14 protein-coding genes are annotated in these 13,147 nt (G+C 68.0%); 8 read left to right on the top strand and 6 right to left on the bottom strand.

Features of this window, described 5'->3' with window-relative positions; translation table 11 throughout:
• Window positions 1-257: 257 nt before the first annotated feature.
• Window positions 258-962: a DUF5324 family protein gene (locus ACIPSE_RS15880; protein WP_401662690.1), complete on the bottom strand. Its 705-nt coding sequence runs from the start codon at window positions 960-962 to the stop codon at window positions 258-260.
• A gap of 291 nt (window positions 963-1,253) precedes the next feature.
• Between ACIPSE_RS15880 and ACIPSE_RS15875 the strand changes: the two genes are divergently transcribed.
• Together ACIPSE_RS15875 and ACIPSE_RS15870 are read left to right on the top strand one after the other, a co-directional pair.
• Window positions 1,254-1,787: a peptidylprolyl isomerase gene (locus ACIPSE_RS15875; protein ID WP_401662688.1), complete on the top strand. Its 534-nt coding sequence runs from the start codon at window positions 1,254-1,256 to the stop codon at window positions 1,785-1,787.
• A gap of 173 nt (window positions 1,788-1,960) precedes the next feature.
• Window positions 1,961-2,848 (top strand): rhomboid family intramembrane serine protease, encoded by an 888-nt coding sequence (locus ACIPSE_RS15870; protein ID WP_401662686.1) that lies wholly within the window; start codon window positions 1,961-1,963, stop codon window positions 2,846-2,848.
• Between the two features lie 246 nt (window positions 2,849-3,094).
• Here ACIPSE_RS15870 and crgA read toward each other — a convergent pair whose 3' ends face one another.
• Window positions 3,095-3,349, bottom strand: a complete 255-nt coding sequence (gene crgA, locus ACIPSE_RS15865) for a cell division protein CrgA (protein ID WP_059194346.1) — start codon at window positions 3,347-3,349, stop codon at window positions 3,095-3,097.
• 143 nt (window positions 3,350-3,492) lie between these two features.
• On the opposite strand from crgA, the gene ACIPSE_RS15860 reads away from it, so the two are divergent.
• From ACIPSE_RS15860 to ACIPSE_RS15835, 6 genes are read left to right on the top strand one after another with little or no spacing between them, the layout of a single operon-like run.
• Complete coding sequence (locus tag ACIPSE_RS15860) at window positions 3,493-4,287, top strand: DUF881 domain-containing protein (RefSeq protein WP_401662684.1); 795 nt, start codon at window positions 3,493-3,495, stop codon at window positions 4,285-4,287.
• Window positions 4,288-4,303: 16 nt separating this feature from the next.
• Complete coding sequence (locus tag ACIPSE_RS15855; RefSeq protein ID WP_401662682.1) at window positions 4,304-5,029, top strand: class E sortase; 726 nt, start codon at window positions 4,304-4,306, stop codon at window positions 5,027-5,029.
• Window positions 5,030-5,082: 53 nt separating this feature from the next.
• Window positions 5,083-5,244 (top strand): hypothetical protein, encoded by a 162-nt coding sequence (locus ACIPSE_RS15850; RefSeq protein ID WP_103813562.1) that lies wholly within the window; start codon window positions 5,083-5,085, stop codon window positions 5,242-5,244.
• On the top strand, window positions 5,241-5,879 hold the full coding sequence (locus ACIPSE_RS15845) for an aminodeoxychorismate/anthranilate synthase component II (protein ID WP_401662680.1): 639 nt from the start codon (window positions 5,241-5,243) through the stop codon (window positions 5,877-5,879). Before ACIPSE_RS15850 ends, ACIPSE_RS15845 begins: the two co-directional genes overlap by 4 nt.
• Window positions 5,876-6,943, top strand: a complete 1,068-nt coding sequence (locus ACIPSE_RS15840; RefSeq protein ID WP_401662678.1) for a class E sortase — start codon at window positions 5,876-5,878, stop codon at window positions 6,941-6,943. The genes ACIPSE_RS15845 and ACIPSE_RS15840 overlap by 4 nt, the downstream gene beginning before the upstream one ends.
• Window positions 6,944-6,956: 13 nt before the next feature.
• Entirely contained in the window at window positions 6,957-7,691 is a 735-nt protein-coding gene (locus tag ACIPSE_RS15835; RefSeq protein ID WP_401662676.1) for a class E sortase, read from the top strand.
• On the opposite strand, the gene ACIPSE_RS15830 is transcribed toward ACIPSE_RS15835, so the two are convergent.
• The 4 genes from ACIPSE_RS15830 to ACIPSE_RS15815 form a co-directional block, all read right to left on the bottom strand.
• Window positions 7,688-7,879, bottom strand: a complete 192-nt coding sequence (locus tag ACIPSE_RS15830; protein ID WP_401662674.1) for a hypothetical protein — start codon at window positions 7,877-7,879, stop codon at window positions 7,688-7,690. The genes ACIPSE_RS15835 and ACIPSE_RS15830 overlap by 4 nt on opposite strands.
• Window positions 7,880-8,048: 169 nt before the next feature.
• Window positions 8,049-10,058 carry a Stk1 family PASTA domain-containing Ser/Thr kinase gene (gene pknB / locus ACIPSE_RS15825; RefSeq protein ID WP_401662672.1) on the bottom strand — a complete coding sequence of 670 codons (2,010 nt, stop codon included), beginning with the start codon at window positions 10,056-10,058 and terminating at the stop codon, window positions 8,049-8,051.
• 168 nt (window positions 10,059-10,226) lie between these two features.
• Window positions 10,227-11,699 carry a penicillin-binding transpeptidase domain-containing protein gene (locus ACIPSE_RS15820; protein ID WP_401662670.1) on the bottom strand — a complete coding sequence of 491 codons (1,473 nt, stop codon included), beginning with the start codon at window positions 11,697-11,699 and terminating at the stop codon, window positions 10,227-10,229.
• Complete coding sequence (locus tag ACIPSE_RS15815) at window positions 11,696-13,135, bottom strand: FtsW/RodA/SpoVE family cell cycle protein (protein ID WP_401662668.1); 1,440 nt, start codon at window positions 13,133-13,135, stop codon at window positions 11,696-11,698. The genes ACIPSE_RS15820 and ACIPSE_RS15815 overlap by 4 nt, the downstream gene beginning before the upstream one ends.
• Window positions 13,136-13,147: the final 12 nt, after the last annotated feature.

Below are 13,147 nucleotides of genomic sequence, written 5' to 3'. Positions count from 1 at the left end.
TGCCGGTGGGCCTCGCGAGCTCCCTGTCCACGGGCCTCCCCGCCTCCGGTGGGGCCCGGGCCCGTGCACCGCGTTTCACGTGAAACATGACCGTGGGGCGGAAGACCCAACGGTCTCCCGCCCCACCGTGCGTCCGGCCGATCCGAACCGTCTCCGGCCGATCCGAACCGTCTCCGATCGGACCGAACCGTGTGTCCGGTCAGCCCGGCCGGTCCGGTCAGCCCGGCCGATCCGGACCGTGTCCGGTCAGTCCGAGGTCACCGGCCCTCGTCGCGGCGCGCGGCTTCCTCCTCCGCCTCCTTCACCTGAACCTCAGGGTCGAGGACGGACTCGCCGCTGCCGTCCACGGAGGTCAGCCGGCCGTTCGACTCCGGCACCTCCGTCGCGGCGGGCGGCTCGACCAGCCAGTCGGGGTTGGCCTGCTTGTCCCACCACTTCCACGCGGCGAACGCGCCTCCCGCCAGGATGCCCAGCACGGCCAGGCCCTTGGCGAGCTTGCCGACCCTCGCCCGGCGCTCGTGCTTGCGCACCAGCTTCTCGATCTCCTTCGGCGAGACCTGACCGCGCAGCGCGGCCAGCGCGGCCACGCTGCGGGAGGCCGCCTCGTCCTTCATCGGTCCTGCCGCGGCCACCGCCTGCTCCAGCCTCGGCTTCGAATAATCGGCGGCCTGACGGGCAGCCTTACGGGTGCGGACGGCGGCCTCATGGGCGGCTTGGTCGACCTTCGGCGGCACATGGGTGCGGGCCTGTTCCAGCCGCGGCGCGAGATGAGCGTCGTACTGGACACGAGCCTGCTCGGCTGCCTGGGACACCCTCGGCGCGAGCCTTACGCGTGCCTCGTGCGCGTAGTGCACTGCCGAGTCCCTGGCCGTACCGGCGTAGGGCGCCACCACCTCCGCGGCGTGGCGCACGCTGTCCTTCGCGGTGTCGGTCGCGGCGCGCACGCTGTCTTTGCGGGTCACGGGATCCTCCTCCTCGGTGGCGTACGTTATTTCGACTTTCCACCCAATTACGGATCATGCCTGTCAATGCAGAGGCCAGCATGCGAGGGCGGGCATCCGAATGAATACGGGCAACAGGAGCTTGTCGTCGACAATGCCACGGATCGCCTCCCGGCGCTCCCGGCCGTGGCCACCCGACGGCTTTTCGACGGCGCCGTCCCGGGGCCACCGCGGGGGAAGAGGTGTCGGACGACGCGCGGCGTGGCCCGTGCGAGGATCGGGGCGTCACAGCAGGACAACGGAAGGCAGACCGTGGCCGAGCAGCTCTACGCCACCCTGAAGACCAACCACGGCGACATCGAAGTCCGGCTGCTGCCGAACCACGCGCCCAAAACGGTCCGGAACTTCGTGGAACTCGCCACGGGCGAGCGGGAGTGGGTCAACCCCTCCACCGGCGAGAAGTCCATGAACAAGCTCTACGACGGCACGGTCTTCCACCGGGTGATCAGCGGCTTCATGATCCAGGGCGGTGACCCGCTGGGCAACGGCACCGGCGGCCCCGGCTACCAGTTCGAGGACGAGTTCCACCCCGACCTCGCCTTCGACCGTCCCTACCTGCTGGCCATGGCCAACGCCGGTCCGGGCACCAACGGCTCGCAGTTCTTCCTCACCGTCGGTCCCACGACGTGGTTGAACCGCAAGCACAGCATCTTCGGCGAGGTCACCGACGCGGGCAGCCAGAAGGTCATCGACGCCATCGCGACGACCCAGACGAACCCGCGCACCCACCGTCCGGTGAGCGACGTCGTCATCGAGTCGGTCGTCGTCGAGACCCGCCAGGGCTGAACCGGCCCAGGCCGAACCCGCCAGGGCCGAACCCGCCTGGGCTCAACCGGCCCGGGGTGAACCGGCCCAGGGGGAATCCGTCCCTCCGGGCTTCCGCGGGGAACCAAACGCCCTGTCCATCCGTACGGTTGGACAGGGCGGTTTCATGGCCGCACCACGACCGAGGGGACCTCATGGAACAGGCACCAGGCAGCCCGCAGCAGCAACAGGGTCTGCCCGGCTGCTACCGCCACCCCGAGCGGGAGACCGGCATCCGCTGCACACGCTGCGAACGCCCGATCTGCCCCGAGTGCATGATCAGCGCCTCGGTCGGGTTCCAGTGTCCCGACTGTGTCCGCGGCGGCTCCGGCACGGGCCACGCCCCGACGGCGAACCAGCCCCGGACCCTCGCCGGCGGCACCATCGCGGGCGACCCGCATCTGGTCACCAAGGTGATCATCGGGATCTGTTTCGCGATGTTCCTCGCGCAGCAGGCCATCGGGGACGCGTTCACCGACCGGCTCGACCTCATCGGCCAGGCGTACGTACCCGCCCTCGGCTCGGTGGAAGGTGTCGCCGAGGGGCAGTGGTACCGGCTGCTGACCTCGGTGTTCCTGCACCTCGACTACTTCCACATCCTGTCCAACATGCTCAGCCTGTGGTTCGTCGGCCGCTATGTGGAGGAAGCCTTCGGGCGGATCCGCTACACGGCACTCTTCGTCCTGTCCGGTCTGGCCGGCAGCGCGCTGTCCTACATGGTCGACGCGCCGAACCAGCCCTCGCTCGGCGCGTCCGGCGCGATCCTCGGCGTCTTCGGCGCCCTCGCCGTCCTGATCAGGCGCCAGCGCTACGACATGCGCCCCGTGATCGCCATGCTGGTGATCATGCTGATCGTGACGTTCGGGTGGAGCAACGTCTCCTGGACCGCGCATGTCGGCGGCCTGGTCGGCGGCGCGCTCATCGGCGTCGCGATGGTCCACGCGCCCCGCGAGCGCCGTGCCCTGGTGCAGTACGGCACCTGTGCACTGGTGCTGGTCGCGGTGGTCGTGATGACCCTGTTGAGGACGGCGCAGCTCACCTGAGCAGCAGTTGTCCACAGTGGGTGGCGAATCTTGTGCACAGTGTGCGCGAACAACTGTGCCCCCTGTCGCTGACCCGTGTTTTCGCAGGTCAGGCAGGGGGCGAACAAGCTTCCGGTGACCGGTGTGGCAGTCGTACCGGCGTCAACCCTGTGTGAGTTATCCACAGATCGTCGTTCTATTGTCCCCAGGCAGCCTGTGGATATTTTCGAGATCTGTGGATAACTCAGCGAACAGCTCGGGGCAGAGCTACTTCCACTGCGTGGAGACGCCGAAGCCGGCGGCGATGAAGCCGAAGCCGACCACGATGTTCCAGTTGTCGAGGGCGTCGATCGGCAGCGAACCGTCGGTCACGTAGAAGACGACGATCCAGGCCAGGCCGATGACGAACAGCGCCAGCATGACGGGCGCGACCCAGGCGCGGCTATTCAGCTTGATGCTGGTCGCCTGCTTCGCGGGCGGCGGCGTGTAGTCGGCCTTCTTGCGGATACGTGACTTCGGCACGAGGGTCTCTCCTGTCGATGCGCTGCGTGGCCGCGCAGGGTACTCGGGGTCTGCCTCGGGGCAGCGTAACTGGGGACACTGAGTGCTCCCCCGGGCGTCCGTTAGCGTAGTGCTTCCGTGGCGCCGAAGGAGATAAGGGTACGTTGAGCAATTCTGCCGACTCCCCCCAGGCCGAATCCAGCCCTGCCGGGCCCGATCTTGGCCGCAAGCGGCGCTTTCGTCCTGTGCGCCTGCTCACGGTGGCCGTCTTCGCCCTCGCGGGGCTCATCTTCTTCATGAGTTTCGACACGGCCAAGGGCACCAACATCCGGACGGACGCCTCGCTGCTCAGGCTCTCCGACCTGATCCTGGAGCGCAGCCACAAGAACGGCCAGCTCGACGAGACCAACGGCGCCCTGCGCGACGACGTCGAGGCCCTGGCCGAACGCGACGACGGCAGTACCCAGGCCGAGGACGACAAGCTGGCGGCGCTGGAGAAGAGCGCGGGCACCCAGAAACTGACCGGCCGGGCGATCTCGGTCACCCTGAACGACGCCCCGCCGAACGCCACCGCCAAGCTCCCCGGCTACCCCGAGCCGCAGCCGGACTACCTGGTCATCCACCAGCAGGACCTCCAGGCCGTGGTGAACGCGCTGTGGCAGGGCGGCGCCAAGGGCATCGAGGTCATGGACCAGCGGCTGATCTCCACCAGCGCGGTGCGCTGCGTCGGCAACACCCTGATCCTCCAGGGCCGCGTCTACTCCCCGCCCTACAAGATCACCGCGATCGGGGACCCGGAGACGCTGAAGCAGTCGCTCGCCGACAGCAAGGCGATCCAGAACTACATGGTCTACGTCAACGTCTACGGACTCGGCTGGAAAGTCGACGACGAAGGGGCGATGACTCTGCCCGGCTACTCGGGCACAGTGGATCTGCAGTACGCGAAGCCCGTGGAGTGAACCGCAGGAGCTGCCGGTGCGCGTTGTCGTCAGGACCGTCAGTGAACTGTGCGTCACGGTCGGCGCCCTGATCGTGCTCTTCGTCGTCTATGTGATGTTCTGGACCGGTGTGAAGGCCGATCACGTCATGGACGACCAGATCGACACCCTCCAGCGCCAGTGGGCCGAGTCGCCCCCCACTCCGGCCCCCGCCCCGGCGCCGAGCACGTCCGCCGGCCCGGTCGCCGAGCCGTCGCCGTCCGTGTCCCCGTCCCCGTCCTACGCGCCGTACAAGAAGGGGAAGCCCTTCGCGATCATGTACATCCCGCGGCTCGGTTTCACGTGGAACAAGCCCGTGCTGGAGGGGACGGACGTCGCGACCCTGAAGAAGGGGCTCGGGCACTACGCGCGGACCTCGCAGCTCGGAGAGGAGGGCAACTTCTCGGTGGCGGGGCACCGGCGCACGTACGGGGACCCGTTCAAGGACTTTCCCGAGCTGCGGCGCGGGGACGCGGTGGTGCTGACGGACGGCACGACCTGGTTCACGTATCGGATCGACAAAGGGCCCTACAAAACCGTTCCCTCGGATGTTGAGGTGATCGATCCTGTGCCACGTAAGTCGGGGTATACGCGTTCGGGCCGTTATCTCACGCTGACCACGTGCGATCCCGAATGGGGACACAGCCACCGGCTCATCGTGTGGGCGCATCTGGACTCCACACAGCCTGTGGAGGCAGGCAGACCAGAGGCGCTGCGCCGTTAGTCTGGTGCGGTACGGCCTCAAGTCCGGTGCCGTGGTACGAGGGAAGGGACGGCATGTACGGCTGGATCTGGCGGCATCTGCCGGGGAACGCGTGGGTGAGGGCGCTGATCTCGCTCGTGCTGATCCTCGCCGTGGTCTACGTCCTGTTCCAGTACGTCTTCCCGTGGGCCGAACCGCTGCTGCCCTTCAACGATGTGACGGTGGACAACCAGTGAGTGCGCGGATTCTCGTCGTCGACAACTACGACAGCTTCGTCTTCAACCTGGTGCAGTACCTGTACCAGCTCGGCGCCGAGTGCGAGGTGCTGCGCAACGACGAGGTCTCCACGGCCCACGCCCAGGACGGCTTCGACGGTGTGCTGCTGTCACCGGGTCCGGGCACGCCGGAGGAGGCGGGCGTCTGCATCGAGATGGTCCGCCACTGCGCGGCGACCGGGGTGCCGGTCTTCGGGGTGTGCCTGGGCATGCAGTCGATGCAGGTGGCCTACGGCGGTGTCGTGGACCGTGCCCCCGAGCTGCTGCACGGCAAGACCTCGCTGGTCGAGCACGAGGGCAGGGGCGTGTTCGCCGGTCTGCCGACCCCCTTCACCGCCACCCGCTACCACTCGCTCGCGGCCGAACCGGGGACGGTGCCGGCCGAGCTGGAGGTGACGGCCCGGACGCACGACGGGATCATCATGGGGCTCAGGCACCGTGAACTCCCGGTCGAGGGTGTGCAGTTCCACCCGGAGTCCGTCCTGACCGAGCACGGTCACCGGATGCTGGCCAACTGGCTGGTGGAGTGCGGGGACCAGGGTGCGGTGGCGCGATCCGCGGGGCTCGCCCCGGTGGTGGGCAGGGCCTCGGCGTGACCGCGCTGCGCCCCGAGCGCGAGTCCGGGACCTCGTACGGGGAGCAGGCGTACGAGGGTGCCGGCGCGTTCGGGGAGCAGGAGCCGTGGCTGCCGCCTCCGGACGAGGAGACGGTGGCGCTGCGAATAGCCGACATCCCGGGGTACGAGGGCGCGTCCGTATCGGCGTCTGACGCCTCATCCGTCACAGGAGCCTCCCGAGCCTCCACCGGGGGCCGCGCGGCCCGCAGGAAGGCCGCCAAGCGCCGTGGTGGGCGTGCGGGGCGGCACGCGGGCGGTGCGGCGGCCGACGAGGGCGTCGACGACGGCGACACCGGCGGCCCGAGTGACGACGCGTCGCCGTCCGCGCCGCTGTCGCGCATGGAGGCGCGCCGGCGGGCCAAGGCGCGCAAGGCCAGTCCCGCGGTGGTGGCGAGCCGGGCGATCGGCGAGGTGTTCATCACCACCGGTGTGCTGATGCTGCTGTTCGTGAGCTACCAGCTGTGGTGGACGAACGTCCGGGCGCACGCGCAGGCCGGCAAGGAGGCGAGCAGCCTCCAGGACGACTGGGCGAGCGGCAAGGGCGCGCCGGGTGAGTTCGCGCCGGGGCAGGGGTTCGCGCTGCTGCACATCCCCAAGCTGGACGTGGTCGTGCCGATCGCCGAGGGCATCAGCAACAAGAAGGTGCTGGACCGGGGCATGGTCGGGCACTACGCCGAGGGCGCGCTCAAGACGGCGATGCCGAGCGCGAAGACGGGGAACTTCGGTCTCGCCGGGCACCGCAACACGCACGGGGAGCCGTTCCGGTACATCAACAAGCTCAGCAAGGGCGATGAGATCGTCGTCGAGACGCAGGACGAGTACTTCGTCTACAAGATGACGTCCTCGCTGCCGGTGACCTCGCCGAGCAACACGAGCGTGCTGGAGGCGGTGCCGCCGCAGTCCGGGTTCACCGCTCCGGGCCGGTACATCACCCTGACGACGTGCACGCCGGAGTTCACCAGCAAGTACCGGTTGATCGTCTGGGGCAAGATGGTCGAGGAACGGCCGCGCAGCAAGGGGAAGCCGGATGCGCTCGTCCAGTAAGGGCAGATGAACAGTGGCAGCCACCACCGACCGCCGGCGAGACGTCTCCGACCTCGCCCCCGTACCGCGTCGCCGTATGGGCCCCGTCGCGACGGCGGTCAGCTTCTTCGGTGAACTCCTCATCACGGCGGGTCTCGTCCTCGGCCTGTTCGTCGTCTACTCGCTGTGGTGGACGAACGTCGTCGCCGACCGCGAGGCCGGCAAACAGGGTGACAAGGTCCGTGACAACTGGGCCCAGGACACCGGGCCGGGCGCCCTCGACACCAAGAGCGGCATCGGCTTCCTGCACGTCCCCGCGATGAGCGCCGGCGAGGTCCTGGTGGAGAAGGGCACGTCGACGAAGATCCTCAACGACGGTGTGGCCGGCTACTACACCGACCCCGTCAAGGCCACGCTCCCCACGTCCGACAAGAACGGCAACTTCTCCCTCGCCGCCCACCGCGACGGACACGGCGCGAAGTTCCACAACATCGACAAGATCAAGAAGGGCGACCCGATCGTCTTCGAGACCAAGGACAACTGGTACATCTACAAGACGTACGCCGTCCTCGCGGAGACCTCGAAGTACAACGTCAAGGTCCTGGGCGCCGTCCCCGAGGAGTCCGGCAAGAAGAAGGCCGGCAAGTACATCACCCTCACCACCTGCACCCCCGTCTACACCTCCCGCTACCGGTACGTCGTCTGGGGCGAACTGGACCGGGTGGAAAAGGTCGACAGCGCCCGGACCCTCCCGGCGGAACTCCGCTAGCCGACGGCCCGCCTGCGCGATTCGAGCCGCTGCAACCGCGCCCGATGCTGCCGCAGCCGCTGTTCGATGCCCTGGACCCCGGTACGCAGCTCGACCAGCTCCCTGCGGTGCTCGCCCGCCGACTCGATCAGCGCGTTGAAGAGCGAGGCTCGATCGGGCCTGTGGAAACTTCCTTTCGAGAGTGACATGTTGTCACTCTCGAAAATGTGCAGATCAGCGCCCCGCCACACGGACAGAACGAGGCCTCGTGGTGCCATTGGGTCGGTTGGCGGGTACCCCTGCGGATGGGTGTACGAGTGAGCCCCGGTCCCCCTGATGTCAGGGGGACCGGGGCTCACTCGTGGTCGTGCTGCGGGGTCAGTCCTCCGTGCGGGACGACGTTCCTGTCGTGCCGCCGAAGAACGTGGTGCCGCCGTTGTTGCCGCCGTTGTTGTTGTTCTGGTCGAAGGCGGTCAGGTTGACCGTGGTGCCCTTCGGGACCTGGGAGCCGGCCTGCTGGTCCTGGGTGAGGACGACGGCGTTGTCGTCCTGCGAACCGGTGATGTTGCCGACGGTGAGGCCGGCGTCCTGGAGGGCCTTCTTGGCGTCCTTCAGGCGCTGCTGGGTCACGGTCGGGACCGTGGCCTGCTCCTCCTCGGCGGCCTTGCCGATGTGGATCGTCACCGTGGAGCCCTTGTCGACCGAGGAGCCGATCTGCGGGTCGGTGCTGATGACCTTGTCGACGAGGTTGTCGTCGTCGGTCTCCGTGTCGGTGACGCAGTTGCCGGTGAGGTCGTTCTGCGACATCAGCGCCTTGGCCTCGTCACAGGACTTGCCGTTGACATCCGGGACCGTGGACTTCTGGACCGCCTTGGCGACGGTGAGGGTGATCGTCGAACCCTTCTCGACTTCCTTGCCGAAGACCGGGTCCTGGTCGAGGACGGAGCCCTCTTCCTCGGCGGACTCCTTCGTCTTCTGCTTGACGACGAGGCCGTAGTCGTCGCCCTCCAGCTTGGACTTGGCGTCGTCGAACTGGTCGCCGATGACACTGGGCACGGTCACCTTCGGCGCACCCGTGGAGACCACCAGGTTGATGGTGGACTGCTTGTCCACCTTGGTGTTCGCGTCCGGGTCCTGGGTGCAGATGTTGCCCTTGGCCTGGTCCTCGCACTCCTTCTCGGTGAACGCCAGCTTCAGATCGCTGTTGGTGGCCATGCTCTCGGCGTTGGCCTTCGTCTCACCGATGAAGGTGGGGACCGTCACCTGGTCGTCCGCGGCGTTGTTCCCGCTGAACGCCCACTTGCCGATCAGGATCGCGCCGATGAGGACCAGCACCGCGGCGACGACCAGCAGGATCGTCGAGGTGTTGTTCTTCTTCTGGCGCCGCCGGTCGGGCCGGTCGTCGTAGCCGTAGCCGCCGTCGTCCGGGTTCATCGGCGGCAGCATCGTCGTGGCGCCGCCGTCCGCGGAGCGCAGGGCCGTCGTCGGCTGGTCGTCCGGGTAGCCGCCGTAGCCCACGGAACCCATCGCCGCCGTCGCCGCGACGGGCTGGCCGTCGAGGCACGCCTCGATGTCCATGCGCATCTCGTCGGCGGACTGGTAGCGGTAGTTGGGGTCCTTGACCAGGGCCTTGAGGACGATCGCGTCCATCTCGGGCGTGATCTCGGGGTCGAAGACCGACGGCGGCTGCGCCTCCTCACGGACGTGCTGGTACGCCACCGCCACGGGGGAGTCGCCCACGAAGGGCGGCCGTACCGTGAGGAGTTCGTACAGCAGACAGCCCGTGGAGTAGAGGTCCGAGCGCGCGTCGACCTGCTCGCCCTTGGCCTGCTCCGGCGAGAGGTACTGCGCCGTGCCGATGACCGCGGAGGTCTGGGTCATCGTCATGCCGGAGTCGCCCATCGCGCGGGCGATGCCGAAGTCCATGACCTTGACCTGGCCGTTGCGCGTCAGCATGACGTTGGCCGGCTTGATGTCACGGTGGACGATCTGGTTGCGGTGGGAGTACTCCAGGGCCTGGAGGATGCCGATGGTCATCTCCAGCGTCCGCTCCGGGAGGAGCTTGCGCCCGCTGTGGAGGAGCTCACGGAGCGTCGAGCCGTCGACGTACTCCATGACGATGTACGGGATCGAGACCCCGTCGATGTAGTCCTCGCCCGTGTCGTAGACCGCGACGATCGCGGGATGGTTGAGCGAGGCGGCCGACTGGGCCTCCCGGCGGAACCGGGCCTGGAAGGACGGGTCGCGCGCGAGGTCCGCGCGCAGCGTCTTCACAGCGACGGTGCGGCCGAGGCGGGTGTCGTGCGCGAGGTAAACCTCCGCCATGCCACCGCGGCCGAGCACCTGGCCCAGTTCGTACCGGCCGCCGAGGCGACGCGGCTCTTCCATAGCTCCTACCAGCCCTCTCCTTCGGTCCCGACCGGCACGGATGTGTGGTCGGAGGCTGCCGTCCGGGCCTACCGTACCCGGCTGGCTTTGTGTGACCTGTCCAAAGGCGTCACCCGATACAGGACCGGTATCGCAACGTGCACCGATGTGAGGGGGACGTGATGGGGGTCACTTCTTGGAGTTGATGACCGCCTCCATGACGCTCTTGGCGATCGGTGCCGCGAGGCCGCTGCCGGAGATGTTCTCGCGGACGGCGCTCTCGTCCTCGACGACCACGGCCACGGCGACCGGCTTGCTGCCGTCGCCGAGCTTGGCGTACGAGATGAACCAGGCGTACGGGTTCTTGCTGTTGTTCTCACCGTGCTGGGCGGTGCCGGTCTTGCCGCCGACGGTGACCCCGCCGCCGATCTGCGCCGTGGTGCCGGTGCCCTTCTCGACGACCGTCTCCATCATCGACTGGAGGATCTGGGCGTTCTTCGCCGACAGCGGCTGGCTGTATTCCTCCGGGTTGTTCTGCGCGATGACGTCGAGGTTCGGCGCCTGGAGCTCGTCCACCATGTACGGCTTCATCAGCTTGCCGTCGTTGGCGACCGCGGAGGCGACCATCGCCATCTGGAGCGGGGTGGCGGCGGTGTTGTACTGGCCGATGGAGGACAGGGCGACCTGGGAGTCGTTCATGTCCTCGGAGAAGACGGAGGCGCTGGAGCGGACGGGAGTGAACTGCTCCTCGTCGAAGCCGAACTTCTTGGCCTCCTCCAGCATCTTGTCGTTGCCGACGTTGTAGCCGGCCTTGCCGAAGACGGTGTTGCAGGAGTACTGGAGGGCGACCCGCAAGGTGGCGTTCTTGCAGGGGATGTTGCCCTCGTTCTTCAGCTCGGTCGTGGTGCCCGGCATCACCCAGGGCAGCGGGGTGTCCGTCGCTTCGTCGGCGCTGTCGTACAGGCCGTTCTCCAGCGCGGCGGCGGCCGTGACGACCTTGAACGTCGAACCCGGCGGGTAGACCTCGCGCAGCGCCCGGTTCAGCATCGGGTCGTTCGGGTTCTCCTTCTTCTGGAGCTTCTTCCAGGCCTCGGCGTCCGAGTCGCTGCCGCCGGCGATGGTGCCGGGGTCGTACGACGGGTACGAGGCGAGGGCGAGGATCTTGCCCGTGGAGGGCTCCAGGGCGACGACGGCACCCTTGCCGCGCTTGGCCAGACCTTCGTAGGCGGCCTTCTGGGCGGCGGAGTTGAGGGTGGTGACGACGTTGCCGCCCTCCTTCGCCTTGCCCGTGATCATGTCCAGGGTGTTGCGGAAGAAGAGCCGGTCGTCGTTACCGGTGAGGATGCCGTCTTCCAGGGACTCGAGCTGGTTGGCGCCGTAGGCCTGGGAGACGAAGCCGGTGACGGGCGCCCACATGGCGCCGTCCTTGTAGGTGCGCTTGTACTTGAAGTCGCCGGAGGTGGTGGTGTGCCCGGTGATGGCCTTGCCGTCGACGATTATGTCGCCGCGCGGGGTGGCGTACCGCTCGATGGAGACCCGGCGGTTGTTGCCGTCGCTGCGCAGCTCGTCGGCCTTCAGGTACTGGAGCCAGTTGTCGCGCAGCAGCAGGGTGAGGACGAGGAGCCCGCAGAAGAGTGCGATCCGGCGCAGCGGCTTGTTCATGTCGGGCGGACCACCTGGGTCATCTCGGCGTCGGGGTTCGGGGCGGGGGCGGGCGCGGGCCTGCGCGCGGTGTCGCTGATTCTCAGCAGGATGCCGATCAGCGCCCAGTTGGCGATGACGGACGAACCGCCGTACGCCAGGAACGGCATCGTCATACCGGTCAGCGGGATGAGTCCCATGACGCCGCCCGCCACGACGAAGACCTGGAGCGCGAAGGCGCCCGAGAGGCCGATGGCGAGGAGCTTGCCGAAGGGGTCGCGGGCGGCGAGGGCGGTGCGCACGCCGCGCTCCACGATCAGCGCGTAGATCAGCAGCAGCGCCATGATGCCGGCGAGGCCGAGCTCCTCGCCGAAGGTGGCGAGGATGAAGTCGGAGTTGGCGGCGAACCGGATGAGGTCGGAGTGGCCCTGGCCGAGGCCGGTGCCGAGCGTGCCGCCGGAGCCGAACGCCCACAGGGCCTGCATGGCCTGCTCGGAGTGGCCGACGACGCCCTCGCGGGAGAGCGTGTACTCCTTCATCGGGTCGAGCCAGGCCTGCACACGCTGCTGGACGTGGGGTTCGAAGCTCGCCACACCGACGGCGCCGGCCGCGGACATCAGCAGACCGAAGACGATCCAGCTGGTCCGCTCGGTGGCGACGTACAGCATGATGACGAACATTCCGAAGAACAGCAGCGAGGTGCCGAGGTCGGTCTCGAAGACCAGGATGAGGATCGAGATCATCCAGACGACGACGATCGGGCCGAGGTCGCGTCCGCGCGGCAGGTACAGGCCGATGAAGCGGCGGCTGGCGAGCGCGAGCGCGTCCCGCTTCACCATCAGGTAGCCGGCGAAGAAGATCGCGAGGACGATCTTGGCGAACTCACCGGGCTGGATGGAGAAGCCGGCGACGGAGATCCAGATCTTCGCGCCGTAGATGTTCTGCCCGAGCCCGGGAACCAGCGGCAGCAGCAGCAGGAAGAGCGCGCCGACCATGGAGATGTAGGTGTAGCGCTGCAGGACGCGGTGGTCCTTGAGGAAGATCAGCACGACGATGAAGAGCGCGATGCCCATCGCCGTGTACAGCAGCTGGCGGGGTGCCGCCGTACCCGCCTGCTTGATGGACTGGAGCAGTTCGGACTGGTCCAGTCGCCAGATGACGACGAGTCCGAGTCCGTTGAGAAGCGTGGCCAGCGGCAGCAGCAGCGGGTCCGCGTACGGGGCGAACTTGCGTACGACGACATGGCCCACGCCGGCCAGCAGGCCGAGGCCCAGACCGTAGCCGAGCAGCCCGGAGGGCACCTCGTCGTTGATGGCGAGGCCCACGTTGGCGTAGGCGAAGACCGGGATCACCACGGCGAACACGAGCAGCGCGAGCTCGGTGTTGCGCCGGCTCGGCGTGCCGATCGAGCCGATCGTGGACGTGTGGTGCGTCGGCGAGTTGGTGGTACTGCTCATCGTGTGACGGGG

The sequence above is a fragment of the Streptomyces sp. NPDC090106 genome (assembly GCF_044747265.1).
Classification (GTDB): Bacteria; Actinomycetota; Actinomycetes; order Streptomycetales; family Streptomycetaceae; genus Streptomyces.
The sequence above is the reverse complement of the archived record's forward strand: the minus strand, read 5'-3'. Positions and strand labels throughout refer to the sequence as shown.

What these genes read in the sequence shown, in the direction of transcription:
- ACIPSE_RS15870 (WP_401662686.1), top strand. Translation starts at nt 1,961, where the DNA reads ATGGAACAGGCACCAGGCAGCCCGCAGCAGCAACAGGGTCTGCCCGGC.
- ACIPSE_RS15850 (WP_103813562.1), top strand. Translation starts at nt 5,083, where the DNA reads ATGTACGGCTGGATCTGGCGGCATCTGCCGGGGAACGCGTGGGTGAGG.
- ACIPSE_RS15830 (WP_401662674.1), bottom strand. Translation starts at nt 7,879, where the DNA reads ATGTCACTCTCGAAAGGAAGTTTCCACAGGCCCGATCGAGCCTCGCTC.
- pknB (WP_401662672.1), bottom strand. Translation starts at nt 10,058, where the DNA reads ATGGAAGAGCCGCGTCGCCTCGGCGGCCGGTACGAACTGGGCCAGGTG.
- ACIPSE_RS15820 (WP_401662670.1), bottom strand. Translation starts at nt 11,699, where the DNA reads ATGAACAAGCCGCTGCGCCGGATCGCACTCTTCTGCGGGCTCCTCGTC.
- ACIPSE_RS15815 (WP_401662668.1), bottom strand. Translation starts at nt 13,135, where the DNA reads ATGAGCAGTACCACCAACTCGCCGACGCACCACACGTCCACGATCGGC.